18 protein-coding genes and 1 tRNA gene are annotated in these 19,902 nt (G+C 69.0%); 1 reads left to right on the top strand and 18 read right to left on the bottom strand.

The genetic code is table 11. The annotated features are described in order from the left end of the window. Positions 1-34: 34 nt before the first annotated feature. Positions 35-1,123 (top strand): ATP-binding protein, encoded by a 1,089-nt coding sequence (locus ACFUEJ_RS13885; RefSeq protein WP_068972167.1) that lies wholly within the window; start codon positions 35-37, stop codon positions 1,121-1,123. A 57-nt stretch (positions 1,124-1,180) separates the two neighbouring features. On the opposite strand, the gene ACFUEJ_RS13880 is transcribed toward ACFUEJ_RS13885, so the two are convergent. The 18 genes from ACFUEJ_RS13880 to ACFUEJ_RS13795 form a co-directional block, all read right to left on the bottom strand. Beyond that, positions 1,181-1,254 (bottom strand) — tRNA-Pro (locus tag ACFUEJ_RS13880). 150 nt (positions 1,255-1,404) lie between these two features. Then, positions 1,405-1,668, bottom strand: coding sequence for a GlsB/YeaQ/YmgE family stress response membrane protein (locus ACFUEJ_RS13875; protein ID WP_065629874.1), 264 nt, complete (start codon positions 1,666-1,668; stop codon positions 1,405-1,407). 126 nt (positions 1,669-1,794) lie between these two features. Next, entirely contained in the window at positions 1,795-3,234 is a 1,440-nt protein-coding gene (gene der, locus ACFUEJ_RS13870; RefSeq protein ID WP_058253160.1) for a ribosome biogenesis GTPase Der, read from the bottom strand. Then, positions 3,231-3,944 carry a (d)CMP kinase gene (gene cmk / locus ACFUEJ_RS13865; protein ID WP_058253159.1) on the bottom strand — a complete coding sequence of 238 codons (714 nt, stop codon included), beginning with the start codon at positions 3,942-3,944 and terminating at the stop codon, positions 3,231-3,233. Before cmk ends, der begins: the two co-directional genes overlap by 4 nt. Then, entirely contained in the window at positions 3,941-4,873 is a 933-nt protein-coding gene (locus tag ACFUEJ_RS13860) for a pseudouridine synthase (RefSeq protein ID WP_280359745.1), read from the bottom strand. The genes cmk and ACFUEJ_RS13860 overlap by 4 nt, the downstream gene beginning before the upstream one ends. A gap of 6 nt (positions 4,874-4,879) precedes the next feature. Then, on the bottom strand, positions 4,880-5,638 hold the full coding sequence (scpB, locus tag ACFUEJ_RS13855; protein ID WP_388029991.1) for an SMC-Scp complex subunit ScpB: 759 nt from the start codon (positions 5,636-5,638) through the stop codon (positions 4,880-4,882). Continuing rightward, positions 5,635-6,561, bottom strand: a complete 927-nt coding sequence (locus tag ACFUEJ_RS13850; protein WP_083207271.1) for a ScpA family protein — start codon at positions 6,559-6,561, stop codon at positions 5,635-5,637. Before ACFUEJ_RS13850 ends, scpB begins: the two co-directional genes overlap by 4 nt. Next, the gene (locus ACFUEJ_RS13845; protein WP_388029988.1) at positions 6,558-7,526 is read right to left on the bottom strand and encodes a ParA family protein; all 969 of its coding nucleotides are present in this window, start codon (positions 7,524-7,526) and stop codon (positions 6,558-6,560) included. Before ACFUEJ_RS13845 ends, ACFUEJ_RS13850 begins: the two co-directional genes overlap by 4 nt. A 133-nt stretch (positions 7,527-7,659) precedes the next feature. Further along, complete coding sequence (xerD, locus tag ACFUEJ_RS13840) at positions 7,660-8,580, bottom strand: site-specific tyrosine recombinase XerD (RefSeq protein WP_068972164.1); 921 nt, start codon at positions 8,578-8,580, stop codon at positions 7,660-7,662. After that, positions 8,577-9,212, bottom strand: a complete 636-nt coding sequence (locus tag ACFUEJ_RS13835) for an NUDIX hydrolase (RefSeq protein ID WP_058253154.1) — start codon at positions 9,210-9,212, stop codon at positions 8,577-8,579. The genes xerD and ACFUEJ_RS13835 overlap by 4 nt, the downstream gene beginning before the upstream one ends. Positions 9,213-9,217: 5 nt before the next feature. Beyond that, positions 9,218-11,017, bottom strand: a complete 1,800-nt coding sequence (locus ACFUEJ_RS13830) for a CTP synthase (protein WP_083229474.1) — start codon at positions 11,015-11,017, stop codon at positions 9,218-9,220. Between the two features lie 142 nt (positions 11,018-11,159). Then, entirely contained in the window at positions 11,160-12,095 is a 936-nt protein-coding gene (locus ACFUEJ_RS13825; protein ID WP_065629797.1) for a copper transporter, read from the bottom strand. Between the two features lie 3 nt (positions 12,096-12,098). Continuing rightward, positions 12,099-13,286, bottom strand: a complete 1,188-nt coding sequence (steA, locus tag ACFUEJ_RS13820; protein WP_058253215.1) for a putative cytokinetic ring protein SteA — start codon at positions 13,284-13,286, stop codon at positions 12,099-12,101. 102 nt (positions 13,287-13,388) lie between these two features. After that, the gene (gene recN, locus ACFUEJ_RS13815) at positions 13,389-15,143 is read right to left on the bottom strand and encodes a DNA repair protein RecN (RefSeq protein WP_068972161.1); all 1,755 of its coding nucleotides are present in this window, start codon (positions 15,141-15,143) and stop codon (positions 13,389-13,391) included. A gap of 2 nt (positions 15,144-15,145) precedes the next feature. Beyond that, positions 15,146-16,165, bottom strand: coding sequence for an NAD kinase (locus tag ACFUEJ_RS13810; protein ID WP_137810048.1), 1,020 nt, complete (start codon positions 16,163-16,165; stop codon positions 15,146-15,148). A 71-nt stretch (positions 16,166-16,236) separates the two neighbouring features. Next, positions 16,237-17,124 (bottom strand): TlyA family RNA methyltransferase, encoded by an 888-nt coding sequence (locus tag ACFUEJ_RS13805; protein ID WP_068972182.1) that lies wholly within the window; start codon positions 17,122-17,124, stop codon positions 16,237-16,239. A gap of 52 nt (positions 17,125-17,176) precedes the next feature. After that, entirely contained in the window at positions 17,177-17,467 is a 291-nt protein-coding gene (locus tag ACFUEJ_RS13800; RefSeq protein ID WP_068972159.1) for a hypothetical protein, read from the bottom strand. 11 nt (positions 17,468-17,478) lie between these two features. Further along, complete coding sequence (locus ACFUEJ_RS13795; protein WP_277244338.1) at positions 17,479-19,695, bottom strand: HAD-IIA family hydrolase; 2,217 nt, start codon at positions 19,693-19,695, stop codon at positions 17,479-17,481. Positions 19,696-19,902: the final 207 nt, after the last annotated feature.

Below are 19,902 nucleotides of genomic sequence, written 5' to 3'. Positions count from 1 at the left end.
GATGGAATCCCGCCCGTGCCAGTAAGGTACGGGCGTGGTTCAGCTGACAGTGGGAAGCCATCGCGACAACGCGACGACCGACGTCCTCCTCACCGCGGAGAAGTTCAATCGGCACACCTTCTGGTGCGGCCAGAGCGGCTCCGGGAAGACCTACGCGCTCGGGGTGGTTCTCGAACAGCTGCTGCTCCGGACCCGACTCCCGTTGCTGATCCTCGATCCGAACGCGGATTTCACCCGGTTGCCCGAGACACGGGGTACCGCGGACCCCGCCGCCGCGGATGCGATCGCGGCATCCGACATCCGGGTCCTGCATTCGACGCGACGTGACGGACCGCAATTGCGGACGCGATTCCTGACCCTGCCCCTGGCCGCGAAGGCCGCGGTCCTGCAGCTGGATCCGATCGCCGACGCCGACGAGTACAACGTCCTGCTGCACGCCGACGCCACACTCACCGAAACATCGGACCAGACCACCTACCTCGACGCGCTACGCAGTTCCGCCGACCCCGGACATCAGCGGCTGGCCAAGCGTATCGAGAATCTGCAGGTCCTCGACTGGGCACTCTGGGCGCGGGGTGACCTCGCGGCGACCGACGTCATCGACGAGCGACCCCAGGCGACCGTGCTCGACCTGGGTGGGTTCGCCCACCCAGCGGAACCGAAGGTCGCCGCCCTCAGTGTGCTCGAACACCTCTGGGCCCACCGCGACGAGCGGCGCCCGATACTCATCGTGATCGACGAGGCCCACAACATCTGCCCACCGCAGGCCACCAGCGCGGTCGAGCAGGCGCTGATCGACCGGGTCGTGCAGATCGCCGCCGAGGGCCGCAAATTCGGCCTCTGGCTGCTGCTGTCAACCCAGCGGCCGACCAAGATCCACCCCAATGTCCTGTCCCAGTGCGACAACCTGTGCCTGATGCGGATGAACGCCCCACGCGATCTCGCCGAGCTGGCCGACACCTTCGGCTTCGTACCCGAACACCTCCTGGCGGAGTCGCCCGGGTTCCGCCAGGGTGAGGCACTCCTCGCCGGTGGGTTCATCACCGCGCCCACGTACACGCAGATGGGTGCCCGGATCACCGAGGAAGGCGGCGCCGACGTCGCGGTGCCGCTGGTCGTGTGAGCGGTCGATGGTTCCGAGAACAAAACCCCGGTGAGCGACGCTCACCGGGGTTTTCTGTCGGGCTGACAGGATTTGAACCTGCGACCACTTGACCCCCAGTCAAGTGCGCTACCAAACTGCGCCACAGCCCGTTGCTCCCTGGAGAAGCGGAGCGATGTAAAGCCTAGCCGACGAGCACGGTTCCGAACCAATCGCCTGGTCAGGCCTCATTTCGGGCCGGTGGCCAGATGTAGTGCGTCGTTGCTTCTGCCGCCACGAAGCGCTACATCTGACACCGGCTGCTAGACGGTCGAACGCTTCTTGAAGAAGATCCACCCGGCGGTCACCAGAACGGCACCCACGAGGGAGCCGATGATGCCACTCGGGCGGAGCTCGAGGCCGTCGCCCGAGAGCAGGCTGATGAGCAGTCCGCCGACGAAGGAGCCGACGATGCCGGCCACCAGGGCGAGACCCCAGTCGACGGTGCGCAGGTTCTTGCCGCCGAGGAGGATCTGCGCCAGGGCGCCGATGACCATGCCGAAAACGATGATTGCCAGGATGAGCACGAGACGCAGTATCTCACAGCAGGTGTCGTGCGCCACCGGCACGCGACACATCCACCGGAGATGGGCAGGTCCGCCACCTGCGCGGTGGCGGACCTGCCCAACGGTGGTGGAGTCGCCGGACGGTGATCAGCGTTTGCGGCGCTGCTCCCGCTTGTCGCGGACGCGGACGTTGATCCGGACGGGCGAACCGTCGAAGTTGAATTCCTCGCGCAAGCGCCGCTCCAGGAACCGGCGATAGCCCGCCTCGAGGAAGCCGGTGGTGAACAGCACGAAGGTCGGCGGCCGCACCGAGGCCTGGGTCGCGAACATCACGCGCGGCTGCCGGCCACCGCGCAGCGGCGGCGGATTGGCGGCGATGACGTCCTTGAGCCAGTTGTTCAGCGGGCCGGTCGAGATGCGCTTGTCCCATGAGTCGAGCGCGGATTCCAGTGCGGGGACCAACTTCTGGACGGCCCGGCCGGTCGACGCCGAGATGTTCACCCGACGCGCCCATGGCACGCGGGCCAGCTCGCGGTCGATCTCCTTGTCCAGCTGGTACCGGCGGTCCTCGTCGACGAGATCCCATTTGTTGAACGCGATCACGAGGGCGCGGCCGCTCTCGATGATGAGCGACAGCACCCGCAGATCCTGTTCGGTGATCGGTTCCGACGCGTCGATCAGCAGGATCGCCACCTCGGCCGCGTCGAGCGCCGACCGCGTCCGCAACGACGCGTAGTACTCGTGGCCGCTCGCGGTCCGCACCTTGCGGCGCAGACCGGCGGTGTCGACGAAGTTCCAGGTCTTGCCGCCCAGTTCGACGAGTTCGTCGACCGGATCCACGGTTGTCCCGGCGACATTGTCGACCACCGACCGCTCGGTGCCGGTGAGCTTGTTCAGCAGCGAACTCTTGCCGACGTTCGGCTTGCCCACCAGGGCGACGCGACGCGGGCCACCGAGAGTCGGTGCCTCCCGCGGGGTCTCGGGCAGCTTGTCCAGGATGATGTCGAGCAGATCACCGGCGCCGCGGCCGTGTGCGGCCGACACCGGATACGGCTCACCGAGTCCCAGCGACCACAGCGATGCGGTGTCGGACTCGAGTCGCTCGCTGTCGACCTTGTTGGCACACAGGATGACCGGGGTCTTCGAGCGTCGCAGGACCCGTGCGACAGCCTCGTCGGTCGCGGTCGCGCCGACCGTGGCGTCGACGACGACGACGATCGCGTCGGCGGTGCGCATCGCCAGCTCGGCCTGCGCGGCGACGGCCTGCTGCAGGCCCTTCGCGTCGGGTTCCCAACCACCGGTGTCGACGACGGTGAACCGCCGGCCCGACCACGACGCCGCGTACGACACCCGGTCCCGGGTGACGCCGGGGATGTCCTCGACCACGGCTTCACGACGCCCCAGGATGCGGTTGACGAGCGTCGACTTGCCGACGTTCGGCCGCCCGACGATCGCGACCACCGGCATGTGTTCGACACCGGACGCGTCGTCGGCTCCCCCGACATCGGTCAGTTGCCAGTCGGATTCGTCCGACCAGGTGCCGTCGCCGGGTAGCGCCGCGAGGTCGTTCGAGTAGTCGTCACTCACCGTTCCACTGCTCCGATCCGGGTCGCGACGAGGCCGCTCAGTTCCGCGAGCACCTCGTCGAGGGTCTTGTCGCTGGTGTCGACGACGGTCGCGTCGTCGGCCGCGCGCAACGGCGAGACCTTGCGTGTCGAGTCGAGATGGTCGCGGCGGTTCACGCTCGCCAGCACCGCGTCGTAGTCGCTGTCGCGACCGCCGGCGAGATTCTGCTTGTGCCGGCGCTCGGCCCGCGCCTCGGGTGTCGCGGTGAGGAAGATCTTGACGTCGGCGTCGGGGAACACCACGGTCCCGATGTCGCGCCCCTCCACGACCACGAACCGGCCCTGCGCATTCTGCTGTTGCAGCGCAACCAGTTTGGTGCGCACCTCGGGTACCGCCGAGACCGCGGAGACGGCGCTGGTGACGTGGTCGGTGCGGATCGGCCCGGAGACGTCGCGCCCGTCGAGGAAGACCTTGGCGCCGTCCCCATCGGGGACCAACTCGATGGCGACGTCGGCGACCACGCGGGCGATTCCGGCCGGATCATCCAGCGCGACACCGGCATCGAGAACGGCGAGAGTCACTGCGCGGTACATCGCGCCGGTGTCGAGATAGCTGGCGCCGACCTCGGCGGCCAGGAGTTTGGACACCGAGGACTTGCCCGTACCGGCCGGACCGTCGATCGCCACGACATGCGTGGTCCCGCCGGCGGACTCCGAAGCTCCGTCGCTCACAGGCCGACCGCCCTGTACAGTCCACCGACCTCGTCGTTGCCGAGGACGCGCAGGCTGCCCGGGCGCTGCTCACCCAACGCGACCGAACCGACATGGGTGCGAACCAGTTTGACGACAGGGAAGCCGACCTCGTCCATCATGCGCCGCACCACGCGGTTGCGACCCTCGTGGAGGGTGATCCGCACCAGCGACTGGCCCTCGTGGACCTCGATCACGGTGAACTTGTCGACCGTCACCGGGCCGTCGTCGAGTTCGACGCCCTCGCGCATGCGACGTCCGATCCCGCGGGGCACCTCGCCCTTGAGCGTGGCGAGGTAGGTCTTGGGCACCTCGAAGGACGGGTGCATCAACCGGTGCGCGAGTTCACCGTCGTTGGTCAGCAGCAGCAGACCCTCGGTGTCGGCGTCGAGGCGGCCGACGTGGAACAGACGCTGACCGGCCATGACCCGCTCGGCGACCACATCACCGACGCAGGGACGGCCCTGGTCGTCGGACATCGTCGACTGCCAGCCCTTGGGTTTGTTGAAGGCGAGGTACTGCCGGGTCTCGTCCATGATCACGCGGGCACCGTCGACGCGGATGATCGCGGTGTCCGGGTCGATGCGCAGCCCCTGCTCGGTGACGATCTCCCCGTCGACCTCGACACGACCCGCCGCGATCAGTTCCTCGGCGCCGCGGCGCGAGGCCACCCCCGCCTGGGCGAGCACCTTCTGCAGGCGGACGCCGTCTTCGACGTAGTTGGCGCCGGCACCCTCGCCGTGCTCAGGCGTCTGGTGCCGCGCCGGTCGGGCGTTGTTCAGCCGGATCCGGCCCACTTCGGCGTTCGGCTTCGACGACCCCTTGCGGTGGGTCTTCTTGGTTCGCGGCTGTTGTGCGGGCGCGCCCTTGCGGCGTTTTCCCGGTGAGCCATCTCGGCCAGCGGATGCCATGTTCTCTCAGTCCTGTGAGTAGGTGGTGGTGCCACCGTCGATGATCAGTTCATTCGAGTCTGACGGTTGGGTGGACAGTTTGGCGAATCGGGGATCCGAGAGCAGCTCCTCGTCGAGGTCGTCGATCAGGTCGACGTCCGGCAGCAGGGGCGCCAGATCGGGCAGTTCCGACAGTGACGCCAGCCCGAGCCGTTCCAGGAAGAGTTCGGTGGTGGCATAGGTCGTCGCGTTCGTGGTCGGTTCGCTGCCGACCTCGTTGATCAGTCCGCGAGCGACGAGGGTGCGGATCACGCCGTCGACGTTGACGCCGCGGATGGCGCTCACCCGTGCCCGGGTGACCGGTTGCCGGTAGGCGATGACCGCCAGCGTCTCGAGCGCCGCCCGCGTGAGCTTCGACCGCGCGCCGTCGAGCAGCAGCCGCTCCACGTAGGGGGCGTACTCCGCCCGGGTGTAGTAACGCCAGCCGTCGCCGGCGAAGCGCAGATCGATGCCGCTGCCCGACGCCGTGAGCTCCGACGACATGGCGTTGAGTGTCTCCCGGACCCGCGTGCGGTCCTGGTCGACGGCGTTCGCGAGTTCTTCGGTGGTGACCGGGGTGTCCACGACGAGCAGCACCGCCTCCAGGGCGGAACGGAGTCGCGCGTCGTCGAGGTACTCCCCTTCGCCCTGCAGAGTGGTCTGCTCGGGTTCGGCCGGTCCCGGGTCCTCTCCCTCGGCTACGCCGGTCGGGTCGTGGTGGTCGACCTCAGGAGCGTGATCAGTCATCCGTAGTCCTCTGCCTTGTCGATGCGCAGGTCGTCGGCACCGCGCTCCCCCGTCCACATCACCGCGAGATCGCCGAGTGCCTCGGGTTGTTCGAAGGTGATGGCCTGCTCCCGGAACAACTCGAGCAGGCCGAGGAAGCTACCGACGATCTCCAGCACGTTCTCGCAGTCCGCGGTCAGCTCGCCGAAGGTCAGCCATGTGCCCGGTACCGCACTGAGGAGAGATGCCATCCGACGTGCCTGGCCCGGAACCGACACCTTCTGGACGTCGTGCAGATGGTCGAGGCCGACGGTGGGCACCGGACGCGGCGTCAGCCCCGCCGCGGCGACCTGCGCGAAGCCGTTGGCGTCGACACCGAGGGTGACCTCCGGCAGCAGATCCTCGAAGCGCTTCTCGAGCGACACCGCGCGTGGGTAGCGCTGCAGGGCGGCGGCCTCGAGTTCGCCGAACAGGGCGGCGACCTGCTTGTAGGCGCGGTACTGCAGCAACCGCGCGAACAACAGGTCCCGGGCTTCGAGGAGTGCGAGGTCCTCCGGATCATCGACCTCGCCGGAGGGCAGCAGGCGAGCCGCCTTGAGATCCAGCAGCGTCGCCGCGACGACGAGGAATTCGGTCGTCTGGTCGAGCCCCATCTCCGGGCCGAGTGCGCGGGTGTAGGCGATGAAGTCGTCGGTCACCTCGTGCAGCGCCACCTCGGTCACATCGAGGCGGTGCTGCGAGATCAGGTTCAGCAGCAGGTCGAACGGACCCTCGAAGTTGCGCAGCTTGACCCGGAAACCGGACTCCTCGGCACCGACCTCGGACGACGCTTCCGCCGCGCTCGAAGCATCTTCGGGCACAACCGAATCGGACGCGCCGGGTTCGGATACGGCGGTTTCGGACACGGCGGGTTCGGGGACTGCCTGGTCGGTGCCGGTCGTCATGCGGGCGTGACGTTGCGGGCGATCACCTCGCGTGCGAGCGCCCGGTACGCCTTCGCGCCGGCCGACCGCGGCGCCCACGATGTGATCGGTTCCCCGGCGACGCTGGTCTCCGGGAACCGGACGGTGCGGGCGATGACGGTGTCGTAGACCGCGTCGCCGAACACCTCGACGACGCGGGCCATCACCTCACGGGAGTGCAGTGTGCGGGCGTCGAACATGGTGACCAGGATGCCGCCGAGGTCCAGGCGCGGGTTGAGCCGGTCGCGCACCTTGTTGATCGTGTCGGTGAGCAGAGCCAGCCCGCGCAGGCTGAAGTACTCGCACTCCATCGGGATGAGCACGGTGTCGGCGCAGGCCAGCGCGTTGACAGTGAGCAGACCCAGCGACGGCTGGCAGTCGATGAGGACGACGTCGTAGCGGTCGAGCACGGGATGCAGTGCCCGGCCGAGCGACTGCTCGCGACCCACCTCGGTCACCAGCTGGATCTCCGCGGCCGACAGGTCGATGTTGCTGGGCAGCAGGTCGAGACCGTCGACGCGGGTCCGCATCAGGACCTCGTCGGTGGCCACCTGCGGCGGTACGAGGAGGTTGTAGACGGTCTGTTCCAGCTCGTGATGCGGCACACCGAGTCCCGCGGACAGCGCACCCTGCGGGTCGAGGTCGACGAGCAGGACCCGACGACCGTATTCGGCAAGCGCAGCACCGAGATTGATGGTCGACGTCGTCTTGCCGACGCCGCCCTTCTGATTGCAGACCGCGATCACCGTGGCGGGTCCGTGACGGTCCAGCGGAGCGGGCTCGGGTACGTCGCGATACGGCCGCCCGGTGGGGCCGATCTCGTCGGCATCGTGCTCGGCCTCGTCGGTGTCGTTTCCGGGCGACACCTGGATGCTGTACTGATCTCCCGGACGGGCGCCAGACCCTCCCGGACGGGCGCCAGACAGGGGTGCGCTCGGAGTGGTCACGTGTCCGCCGCTCCCTTCGCTGTTCGATGCCGCTTCTCGGTAGTTCAGTTGTCCGTCCACGGCCGAGCCTCGTATCAGCCTAGGACATCTCCCCGGTCATCCCGGCGTCGGCGCGCCCGGGGGATCCGCGGGGTCAACGCGCCCTCGGATGGGCGACGGCATAGACCTCCCGCATCGTGTTGACCGTCACGAGCGTGTACACCTGCGTGGTGGTGACCGAGGCGTGGCCCAGGAGTTCCTGCACGACGCGGACGTCGGCGCCGCCGTCGAGCAGATGGGTCGCGAAGCTGTGCCGGAGGGTGTGCGGCGAGACCGCCTTGTCGAGGCCGGCGCGCTCGGCCGCGGTGACGAGCACCTGCCAGGCGCTCTGCCGCGAGAGCCGCCCGCCGCGCGCGTTCAGGAACACCGCGGGCGTCGCCCGTGACACCAGCGCGGGTCGCCCGCGGACGAGGTACGCCTCGAGTGCCTGGACGGCGGGCCCGCCGAGCGGCACGAGACGCTCTTTGCCGCCCTTGCCCCGGAGGCGAACCGCGCGCATGTCGTCGAGATCGAGATCGTCGAGATCGAGGGAGGTGGCCTCGGAGATCCGCGCCCCGCAGCTGTAGAGGAACTCCAGCAGCGCGCGGTCCCGCAACCCGCGCGGATGGTCCTCGACGCCGGCCGAATCGAGAATGGCGAGCACCTCGTCGACCGGCAGGGATTTCGGCAGGCGCCGCGCCGCGCGCGGGGGCCGCACATCGTGCGCGACGTCGGTCGGCACGATCCCCTCATCCACCGCGAACTTGTGAAAACGCCTGGTGGCGACCAGGGTTCGCGCGATCGAACTGTCGGCGAGCGGAGCGAACCCCGCCTCGGCGTCACCGCGACGGAGTTCGACGAGGAACTCGCGGATGTCCTCTTTGGTCACGGCGTCGAGTGACGGGATCCCCCGCCGGTCGAGATACCCGCGATACCTCTCGAGATCGCGCCGGTAGGACGACACCGTGTTGGCCGCCGCACCCCGCTCCACCGTCAGGTGATCGAGGTAGCGCGCGATGTCGGCGGCCAGGGTCACGACCGGCGGCCCCGATCGTCGGCACGTCGGTTCCGTAACGCGGTCGGCTCGTCCGGCCACGGGGCGTCGACGCCGCGGAGGCCGGCCGTCGACCCGCCGGCTGCGGCCGCGGCCAGGATGCCGGCCACGCTCGTCGCGTTGACGATCTCCCCCGACAACACCTTCGCGACGGCGTCGTCGAGCGGCACCCACTCGATCGACATGTCGGCTTCCTCGTCGACGCGTTCGGCCGCGTCGAGATGGTGCAGCCCCTCGGCGAGATACAACCGCAGCGCCTCGTCGGTGAAGCCGGGTGACAGCGCGAGGTCGACCAGGACATGCCATGAGTCGGCGGCGAGGTCGGCCTCTTCGGCCAGCTCGCGCTGTGCGGCGGCCAGGGGTTCTTCGTCGGCCTGATCGAGCAACCCGGCGGGCAACTCGAGCAGACGTCGGCCGATGGGGTGACGGTACTGCCGCACCATCGCCACCCGGCCGGCATCGTCGCGCGCCAGGATCGCGACGGCCCCGAAATGTTCGACGACCTCACGCTCGGCGACGCGCCCGCCCGGCATCTCGACGTCGTCGACCCGGAGGGTGATGATCGCGCCGTCGTAGACGGTGCGGCTGTCCTTGACCTCGAAGTCGTGGCCCAACGCGGTCAGTCCCTGCCGGCAGGGTCGTCGAGGACTGCCTCGCCCAGCCCGGCGACCGGTTCCACCGTGACCGCGTTGACGGCGGCCACCGCGTCCGCGGGAGCGTCGTTCGACTCGTAGTCGTCGCCGAGGTCGACCGGAAGACGTTCGGCCGCCTTGTACTTCAGGGCCGCCTCGATGAACGAACGGAACAGCGGATGCGGGCGGGTCGGCCGGCTCTTGAGCTCCGGGTGTGCTTGCGTGGCAACCAGATACGGGTGCACCGACTTGGGGTACTCGACGAATTCGACGAGGTGCCCATCGGGCGAGGTACCCGAGAACACGAGCCCGGAGTCGGCGATCTTGTCGCGGTAGGCGTTGTTGACCTCGAAGCGATGACGGTGACGTTCGGACACCTCCCGCGTCCCGTAGGCCTCGGCGACGACGGACCCGGCCTTCAGCACGGCGTCGTAGGCACCGAGTCGCATGGTGCCGCCCAGGTCGGCGTCGCCGGCCACGGCGTCGGCCTGATCGGCCATCGTCGAGATCACCGGGTGCGGGGTTTCTGGGTCGAACTCGGTCGAGCTGGCCTCGTCGAGGCCGACCGAGCGCGCCGCCTCGATGACCACACATTGCAGCCCGAGGCACAAGCCCAGCAGCGGGATCCCGCGCCGCCGTGCGTACGAGATGGCACCGACCTTGCCCTCGATACCGCGGATGCCGAAGCCGCCGGGGATCAGGATCGCGTCGACGTCGCCGAGGGCGGCCTGCGCGCCGGCCGGGGTGGCGCACTCATCCGAGGGCACCCACTTGATCTCGGTACGCGCCTTCCAGGCGAAGCCACCGGCGCGGATGGCCTCGGTCACCGACAGGTAGGCGTCGGGGAGATCGACGTACTTGCCGACCAGCGCGACGCGGACGGTTTCGCGCGGCTCGTGCACGCGGCGCAGGAGCTCGCCCCACACCGTCCAGTCGACGTCGCGGAACGGCAGACCCAGCTTGCGGACCACGTAGGCGTCGAGGTGCTCGCTGTGGAGCACCTTCGGGATGTCGTAGATCGACGGGGCGTCGGGGGTGGAGATCACGCCGTCGAGTTCGACGTCGCACATGAGCGCGATCTTCTTCTTGAGCCCTTCGGGCACGTCGCGGTCGCAGCGCAGGATCAGCGCGTCGGGCTGGATGCCGACGTTGCGCAGCGCGGCGACCGAGTGCTGGGTCGGCTTGGTCTTGAGTTCCCCCGACGGCGCGAGGTAGGGCACGAGCGAGACGTGCAGGAAGAAGACATTGTCGCGGCCGACGTCGTGGCGCACCTGTCGCGCGGCCTCGATGAACGGCAGCGACTCGATGTCGCCGACCGTGCCACCGATCTCGGTGATGACCACATCGGGCACTTCACCGCCGGCGTCGGGTTCGGCCATGGCCAGCACGCGCGACTTGAGCTCGTCGGTGATGTGCGGGATGACCTGAACGGTTTCACCGAGGTACTCGCCGCGGCGTTCCTTGGCGATGACCGACGAATACACCTGTCCGGTGGTCACATTCGCCGACTGCGAGAGATTGCGGTCGAGGAAACGCTCGTAATGTCCGACGTCGAGATCGGTCTCGGCGCCGTCCTCGGTCACGAACACCTCACCGTGCTGGAACGGATTCATGGTGCCCGGATCGACGTTCAGATACGGATCGAGCTTCTGCATGGTGACCCGCAGGCCCCGCGAGGTGAGAAGCTGACCCAGGCTGGAGGCCGTCAGGCCCTTGCCCAGCGAAGAGGCGACGCCACCGGTCACAAAGATGTGCTTGGTGTCGTGTACATGGCGAAGTGGTCGCAAAAGAAGTGTCTCCCGTCGGCCGAATCGGGGCCGATGCCCTGATTACCTACGGGACTCCAGGGTAACACCACCGACGCCCGACGCCGCACCGCCACACCGTCGACGGGTGTGGCGGTGCTCGCGTGCGGTGGCGGACTCGATCTCAGGCGGCCGGTCGTCCGTCGGCACCGACGGTGATCGCGGTCGCGCCCGGGCCGGTGCCGTAGGAGCCGGTCGTCCCGTCGGCCTCGGCGGCCAGGGCGAGGATCGTCGTGATGAGACCCGTCGGCTGGTCGATGTTGTCGACGGTCGAGACCGCGTTGGCCAGCGACGGATCCGAGCGGACGATGGCGATCGGCGACCCGCCCGCCGCGGAGCCGGTGCGTCCGACCAGTACCCCGCCGACCCCGCGTGCCGACAGCGTGGCGGCCAGGCGGCCGACCAGCGTGCCCTGCGCACCGGAGTCCGGACCGAACTCGTCACCGGTCACCACCACCACCAGATCGGTCGGGGTGATCGCGTTGTCGGCGTAGTCGATGAACCCACCGTCGCGCAGTGTCGCCAGCCCGGTCCGACGGTCCCCGGACGACGCCGGTCGCGCTGTCTCGTTCGACAGCACGAGGGCCCCGAGCAGGTCCCCGACCCGGCCCCCGGAATCGGTCAGTTCCGCGCGCAGCATCGTGCCCGGCGGAATGGTCTGGTCGACGATCGTCCGCAGTTCCTCGGACTTGCCGTCGGTGAGCAGTGCGTCGGTCAAACCGATCTGTCCGCCGAATCGGGCACCGGCACCCGAGATCGATTCTTTGACCGCATCGACATCGGCATCCGCCGCGTTCGGTGCGGTGACCACCAGCACGGACTGCCCCTTGAGCTTGTTCGCGATCAGCCGGGGTGTGATGGCGAGGTCGAAGCTGTTGGAGGCGTTGAGCTTTGCGTTGAGATCGTCGCGCTCGCTCTCCAGGTCGCCGATGCGGTCACGACTCGTGCCGGTCATCGAGTTGACGCGGTCCCCGACGAATCCCGAACCCAGGAACAGTCCCAGGGCGAGCGCGAGGAAGACCGCGACCAGCGAGATCGCATGCTGTCGTAGCGAGATCATCGGCTACCGGTTCCAGACCTCTCGAGCCCAGTCGAGCAGCGCATTCCACTGCACGACGATCCAGTCGGTGATGTCGGTGCCCGCGTTCGACAGCAGCACGGCGGCGATGACGGCGACGAGTGCCGCGAGCACGACACACGCGATCGCGGCACCGGACACCCGACTGCGGTAGAGCGTGGCGACCGCCTTCGCGTCGACGAGCTTCTGGCCCACCTTCAGTCGGGTCAGGAACATCGACGGATTGCTCTCCCGGCGCGACCGGTCGAAGAAGTCGTCGAGCGATCCCGGGTAGCCGACGGTGACGATCAGGTCGGCGCCGTGGTAGTCGGTGAGCAGCAACGCGAGGTCGCCGGCCGACCCGGCGGCCGGGAACGTGGTGGCCCCGATGCCGAGGTCCTGAATGCGTTCGAGCCCGGTCGCATGTCCGTCGGTGTCGGCCGGAAGCACCAGCTGTGCACCGGATTTCAGCGTCGGAGTCTTCATGGTCTCGGGATCGCCGACGATGATCGACGGCTTGTACCCGGCCTTCATCAGCGTGTCCGCACCGGCTCCGACGCCCACCATGACGGGCTGGTATTCCTTGATGAACGGCTTCAGCGAGCGGAGGTCGGCTGCACGGTCGGCACCTTCGCCGACGATGACGACGTGACGGCCTGCGACGTCGACGTCGATCTCCGGCACACCGACCCCGTCGATCAGCAGCGGCGACTCGCTGCGGATGAACTCGATCGTGTTGCCCGAGAACGCCTCGAGATGGTCGACGAGGCCCGCCTTGGCACCGATCATGATGTCGGCGATGTCGCGCTCCTCGAGCTCGGTACCGAGGGCGAGTCGCCGTTCGCCGACGAGGAGCCGGTCGTTGTGGACCCGCACCTTGGCACCGTCCTTGACCCGCTTGAAGATCTCCGGACCCACATCGTCGAGCAGCACGATGCCGGAGGCCACCAGGACCTCGGGTCCGAGGTTGGGGTAGCGGCCGGTGATCGACCGCGAGGCGTTGACCACGGCCACGACGTTGGCCTCGACGAGCGCGTCGGCGGTCACCCGGTCGAGGTCGACCTCGTCGAGGATGGCGATGTCGCCCGGCCCGACGCGGTTGAGCAGCCGTTTCGTGTTCTTGTCGATTCTGGCGATACCGGTCACGCCAGGCAGTTCTTCGGTGTTACGCGCGAGCAGTGCAGGCATCTTCATGACGGCCATGATCGGCCGAAGGCACGCCTCAGCCGGGGAGGCGCGCCGTAACAACAGCAACTTTTGTCACACACGTACCATGTGTTTCACCGTCCGCGGTGCTCAGTCGGCGGCGCGCTCCGCCTCCGCGGTGGCCAGCAATTCCTCGGCGTGGGCGCGCCCGGTGTCGGACTCCCCCAGGCCCGCGAGCATGCGGGCCAACTCCGCCACTCGCTCGCTCCGATCGAGCGTGCGCACACTGCTGGTGACGAGCGCCCCCTTCTTGCTCTTGCCGATGACCAGGTGGTTGTCGGCGAACGCCGCGACCTGAGGGAGGTGGGTCACCACGATCACCTGGTGTGCTCGTGCCAGCCTCGACAACCGCTTCCCGATCTCCACGGCCGCGCGACCACCGACCCCGGCGTCGACCTCGTCGAAGACCATCACCGATCCCGAGGTGGGTGCGGCGAGGACGACTTCGAGGGCGAGCATGACCCGCGAGAGTTCGCCGCCCGACGCCGATTTCGCGATGGGCAGCGGCGTGGCGCCGGGATGGGCGAGAAGTGCGAACTCGACCTTGTCCGCTCCGTCGGCGCCGGCGTGGGCGGCGGTGCCCGCGACGCTGACGGCCAGCCGGTCGTCGGGCGTCGCCGCATCCGGGCTGACCGCGACCGCCAGCGCCGAGTCCCCCATGGCCAGTCCCTTGAGCTCGCGAGACACCTTGTCGGCCATCGACTTCGCGGCCTTCGACCGCAGCGTGTGCAACTTGTCCGCCGCGGCCTGCACCTTGTCCCGGGCCGCCGTCGCGGCGACCTCGAGCTCCTCGATGGAGGCCCGTGGGTCCTCGATCTCCGCGAGCCTGGCCTCGGCCTTGTGGCGCCAGTCGATCACTCCGTCGACATCCGGCGCGTACTTGCGGACGAGCGTCTTCAGCTCGGCCTGACGGGCGAGCAACTTGTCGAGCTCCTCGGCGTCGGCGGGTAGGCCCGACGTGAAGGCGGTCAGTTCGGCGCCGACATCGGTGATGACGGTGAGCGCCTCGGCGACGCGCGGGACGAGATCACGCAGCGTGTCGTCGGCCGCGGTCTCCAGCAGCGTGCGCACTGTTCCGAGTCCTTCGATGACCGACGATCCCGAATCCCCGGCGACGATGGCGTGCGCCTGGTCGGCGGCACCACGGATGGACTCCAGGTCGGAGAGCCGACGGATCGTCGCGGTCAGCTCCTCGTCCTCGCCGGGCACCGGATCGACCGCGGCGATCTCGTCGATGCCGAACCGCAGCCGGTCGGCTTCCTGCGCGAGTTCCCGGTAGTTGGAGCGCCGGGCGTCGAGTTCGTCGAGGACCTCGACCCAGGCCGTTCGTGCCTTCCGGTATGAGTCCAGCGCCGCAGCCGCCTTCGGGCCGGCGAACGTGTCGAGTGCCGCGCGCTGGTGTTCGGGGCGGAGGAGCCGCAACTGGTCGTTCTGGCCGTGGATGGCCAGGACCGCCGTGGTGAGTTGGCCCATGACGCCCACCGGAACGGACCGGCCGCCCAGATGGGCGCGGGATCGTCCGTCGGCGCTGACCGACCGGACCGCGATGACGGTGTCGTCGTCGTCGAGTTCGGCTCCGGTGGAGTCCAGGATGTCGGCGACGACCGGATCCCGGTGCGCTCCGCCGTTGTTCGCGAGCCGGAACCGGCCCTCGACGACTGCCTTGGGGCTGCCGGTCCGGACGCGCGTCGCGTCGGCACGGGCACCGGACAGCAGGTGCAGGCTGGTGACGATCATCGTCTTGCCCGCTCCGGTCTCGCCGGTGAGCACCGTGAATCCCGGATGGAAGCGCGCCTGCGCCTCCTCGATGACACCGAGACCGGAGATCGAGATCTCTTCGAGCACGACTATGCCTGCCTCCCTCGCCATCCCGTGACCGGGAGGGCGAACTTGGTGACCAGTCGGTCGGCGAAGGGGTCGGAATCGATCCGGATCCAACGCACCGACCGTTCGCTGCGCACCACCTCGACCCGCGCTCCCGCGGGCACGTCGAGTGCGCGTCGGCCGTCGCACAGCGCCAGCGCGGACCGCCCGTTCTTGTCCACCTCCACCGCGATCCGCGATCGCGGACTCGTCACCATCGGCCGGGCGAACAGGGCGTGGGCGTTGTTCGGCACGACCAGGATGGCCTCGAGGTCGGGCCACATCACCGGCCCGCCGGCGGAGAACGCGTAGGCCGTCGACCCGGTCGGTGACGACACCAGCACTCCGTCGGCGCCGAAGGCCGAGACCGGCCGGCCGTCGACCTCGGTCACGAGCTCGAGGACACCGTTGTTGCTCGTGTTCAGGACCGCGACCTCGTTGAGCGCCCAGCTGCACGCGGTCGGCGGATCCGGGTCGGCCGGGTCCACGATGGCGATGTCGAGGGTCATCCGCGGTTCGATGCGGTAGTCCCGGGCGATCAGCTGGATCATGACCTCGTCGACGCGATGCGCCTCGGCCTCGGCGAGGAAGCCGATGTGTCCGAGATTGATACCCAGGACCGGGACCTCGGCGGGATAGGCCAGCTCGGCGGCCCGGAGGAAGGTGCCGTCCCCGCCCAGGACGATGACGAGTTCGCAGCCCTCTGCCGTCGCGGACTCGGCCGTCGTGACCTCGACGACCGCGCCGAGCGACCGCAGGTATTCGGGGTCGACCGGTACGTTGCGGGGACGGGGCGACTCGCCCTCGTTGTTCCGGTACAGCACATCGTGATCGGGGGCGTCGCGGTCGAGGGTGTCGTGGTCGACCACGCGCAGCGCGACGTCGGCGGCCGCGCAGTGGCGCGCGATCGCCTCGATGGTCTCGAGCACGTTCTCGCGTCCGGTGTGGGCGACCACCAAGAACTCGCGGGCACCGGTGTGGTCCGGTGCCGGATCGTCGGTCACTGGTGATCCCCTCCATCGAAGTGCGGTCTGGGACAAGTGCGGTGTCGGTACGGAGACGCGGGCCCAGCGGGTCAGCGCGGTCCCGCGGCGACCGCCTGTTCGATCATGGCCCGTAGTTCGTCCGGGGACCCGAGGGGGCGATCCGCGTCGGTCGAGTCCGCCCGGTCGACCCTATCGCTCCACCCCGACTCCTCGCCCGTCCGGTCGGCGAGCTCGTTGTGCAACCACAGGAAGTACTCGACGTTCCCCGACGGCCCGGGCAGCGGGCTCGCCACCACACCGCGCGTCCGCAGTCCGTGCGCGGCGGCCTCGGTCGCGACTCCGAGTACCGCCTCGGCGCGTAGCGCGGGATCGCGGACCACGCCGCCCGATCCGACCCGGTCCTTGCCGACCTCGAACTGCGGTTTGACCATCGGCAGCAGGTCGGCGCCCGGCGCGCAACAACGGGCCAGCGCGGGCAGCACCAGGCCCAACGAGATGAACGACAGGTCGGCGACCACGACGTCGACCGGGCCGCCGATGGACCCGGGCTCGAGGTGCCGGACGTTCGTCCGGTCATGGACCACGACGCGCTCGTCGTTCTGCAACCGCCAGATGAGTTGTCCGTATCCGACGTCCGCGGCGACCACCTCGCGGGCCCCGCGGCGCAGCAGCACATCGGTGAATCCCCCGGTCGATGCGCCGGCGTCGAGGCACCGACGCCCCTCCACCGTCAGGCCACCCGGCTCGAACGCCTCGAGCGCACCGAGGAGCTTGTGCGCGCCTCGTGACGCCCAGTCGTCTCGCGGACCCTCGTCGACGACGATCGGGGTGTCCCGGGTGACCCCGGTGGCCGCCTTCGACGCGATGGTCCCGTTGACCCGGACCGACCCGGCATCGACGAGCTCACGCGCCTGTTCGCGCGATCGGGCGAGACCTCGGCGGACGAGTTCGGCATCGAGTCGTGCTCTGGCGACCATGGTCAGAACCGCTCCCTCGTGGACGACTCCGGTTTCCGCACCGAGGCCGGTCTCATCGTCGGTCCACGGCGTCGAGGGCCGCGGTGAGCGAGTCATGGGCCTGCTCGAGAAGCGCCGCCTGACGTTCGAGCGCCGCCAGCGAGAAGGCGTCACCCGCCGATTCACGGATCTCGTCGACCTGCGCGAGCATCTCGGTGACCTCGGCCTCCACGTCGGGCAGCTCCCCGACCCCATCGGCGGTGCCGAATGCGTCGACGACGGGGTCGAACTGCCGACGCGGCATCGCTCCCGGCGTGGGCCGGGACGGACCTGGGTCAGCCGAGGAGGCAGTCGGGTGAGTCATCGTGGACCACGCTAGCCGACGACTGTGACACCGAGGGATTCGAGCTTGGTCCTCGCGGCTCCCTCCGCGATCACCCGCAAGTCGTCCGGATCCGCGGACCCGGCATCGACTGCGGCCCAGGTGGCGGCGGCGAGCGCGGGCACCAGTCCCGCCTCCGCGCCGGAACCGGCGACCCGCACGGTCGGACCCTCGACGGTGATGTCCCAACCGGGCTGGTCGGACACCCGCACGGCGTCGATGTCGACGAAAAGGCCGGCGAGGTCGTCGAGAACGTAGGTGGGTCGCTGCTCCGGGGGCGCCGACAGCAGATCGTCGACCGTGCTCACACCGGTCAGTACCAGGGCGCTCTCGATACCGACGGCATGGCCGCCCTCGATGTCGGTGTCCAACCGGTCCCCGACGACGAGCGGAGCGCTCGCCCGAGCACGCGCGATCGCGTCGGCCATCAACGGCGCGGCGGGCTTGCCCGCCACCAGGGGCTCCTTGCCCGTCGCGTTACGCAGCGCGGCGACCATCGAACCGTTCCCCACGAGCAGGCCCCGCTCGGACGGCAGGGTGGCGTCGATGTTCGTCGCGATCCACAGCGCGCCGGCCCGGATCGCGAGCGCCGCCTCCGACAGTTGCGCCCAACCGGTGTCCGGCGAGTGGCCCTGGATCACCGCGGCCGGTCGGTCGTCGGCACTACGCGTCACCCCGACACCGACTTCGCGGACTTCTTGCGCGAGTCCGTCGGTACCGATCACCAGTGCACGCGAACCCGGCTCGAGATGTTCGGACAGCAGCCGCGCGCCCGACTGTGCACTCGTGACGACGAGGTCGTCGGTCGCCTCGAACCCCAGCTCACGCAGGTGCGCGGCCACCTCGGACGGCCGCCGGCTCGCGTTGTTGGTCACGAAGAACCGCGGGATGTTCAGCCGGGCGAGGGCATCGAGCGCATTCGGCAGCGCGTGATGCCCGGCGAACACGGTGCCGTCCAGGTCGAGGAGTAGTGCGTCGTGACGATCGACAAGGGTCACGGAATCGGACGGCGATGTGATGGCGGGTTCGGCCGCAGACTCGGTTCCCGACGACTCGTCCAGGGTGGCGAGGGGATTGGGCACCCCTTCCACGATGGTCGACTCGGCGATCACGTCATCGCCGGCATCTCCCTCTTCCTCGGCAACGGCGGACACCGCCACCGAATCCGAGGTCTGCGACAGGTCGGCCGTACCCGGAACGGCCTCGATGGAGTCCTTCTCGATGGTGTCGTTCTCGATGGCACCGGACGCAGCAGGCGAATCGATTGCGGTTGTGACATCGGGCGCAGGCGCCGAGGCGGGCGGGATCGGGTCCGCATCGGAGTCGATGTCCCTATCGACAGCCGGCACCGACAGCGGGCTGTCGAGCTCGCCTGGCGCAACGCCGTTCACTCCCACACTCTCGGACGGCTGGTCGTCGTTGGCCAGCTCGGTCAGCCGGAACTCGGCATCGGTGACGTCGTCGACGTCGGCGGCCGCCGCGTTCATGAACCAGGTGATCGCGTCGTCGCGACGGCCGGCAGCTTCCAGGGCAGACGCATATGCGTAGAAGAGACGGGCCGGTCCGGTACCGAGCTGGCCGGGCTTGAGGTTCTCGGCCTGCAGGGTGACGACGGCTTTCTCCGGTTCACCGAGGTCCATGCGGGCACCGGCTTCGACGATCCGCATCTCGGTGGCATCGTCGCCGGTCAGTGACCGTCCCTCGTCACCGCGCGCGATCTCGACGGCACGTTCGGGGCGCCCGAGTCCGCGTTCGCAGTCGGCGATGAGCGGCAACAGGGCCGGGTTGCCGGTGATGCGCTTGGCTGCGCGGAGTTCGGTCGCCGACTCCTGCCACTCGCCCGCGTTGTAGGCAGCGATGCCGACGGTCTCGCGAACGACGCCGACCCGGGAAGCGCGAGCGCGAGCGGCACGTGCATGTTCCAGCGCCTGGACGGGATCCTCGAGCAGGATGCGCGACACCATCACCAGGTGCCGCGCGACGATCTCGGCGTTGGCCTTGTCGAGCGTCAGCAGATCACGGCGCACCTCGGGATCGAGATCCGACGCCGCGATGTCCTCGGGTAGCGGTGGCCCGGGCTGCCGGCTGCCGCGATCAGATCCGCGGTCACGCCCCGGACGATCATTCCGGCCACCTCGACCGCCATCCCGCTGTCCACGTGTGTCCCGCTGGCCGCGCCCGTCGCGGCGCGGACGATCACGATCACTCATAGCCGCCAATCTATGCCCTCGAACCTTGCTGAGTTGTGCCGCCCGGCGATGACGCATCAGGCGACCGACGAACGAGAAAGACCCCGTATCCGACGAAAGAAATCATCGAATACGGGGCCTTTCTGAAATTGTGTTCGGCGGTGTCCTACTCTCCCACACTGATTAGGGTGCAGTACCATTGGCGCTGGAGGGCTTAGCTTCCGGGTT

This window comes from Gordonia sp. NPDC057258, assembly GCF_042668985.1.
Classification (GTDB): domain Bacteria; phylum Actinomycetota; class Actinomycetes; order Mycobacteriales; family Mycobacteriaceae; genus Gordonia; species Gordonia hongkongensis.
This window is presented reverse-complemented; position numbering and strand designations above follow the sequence as displayed.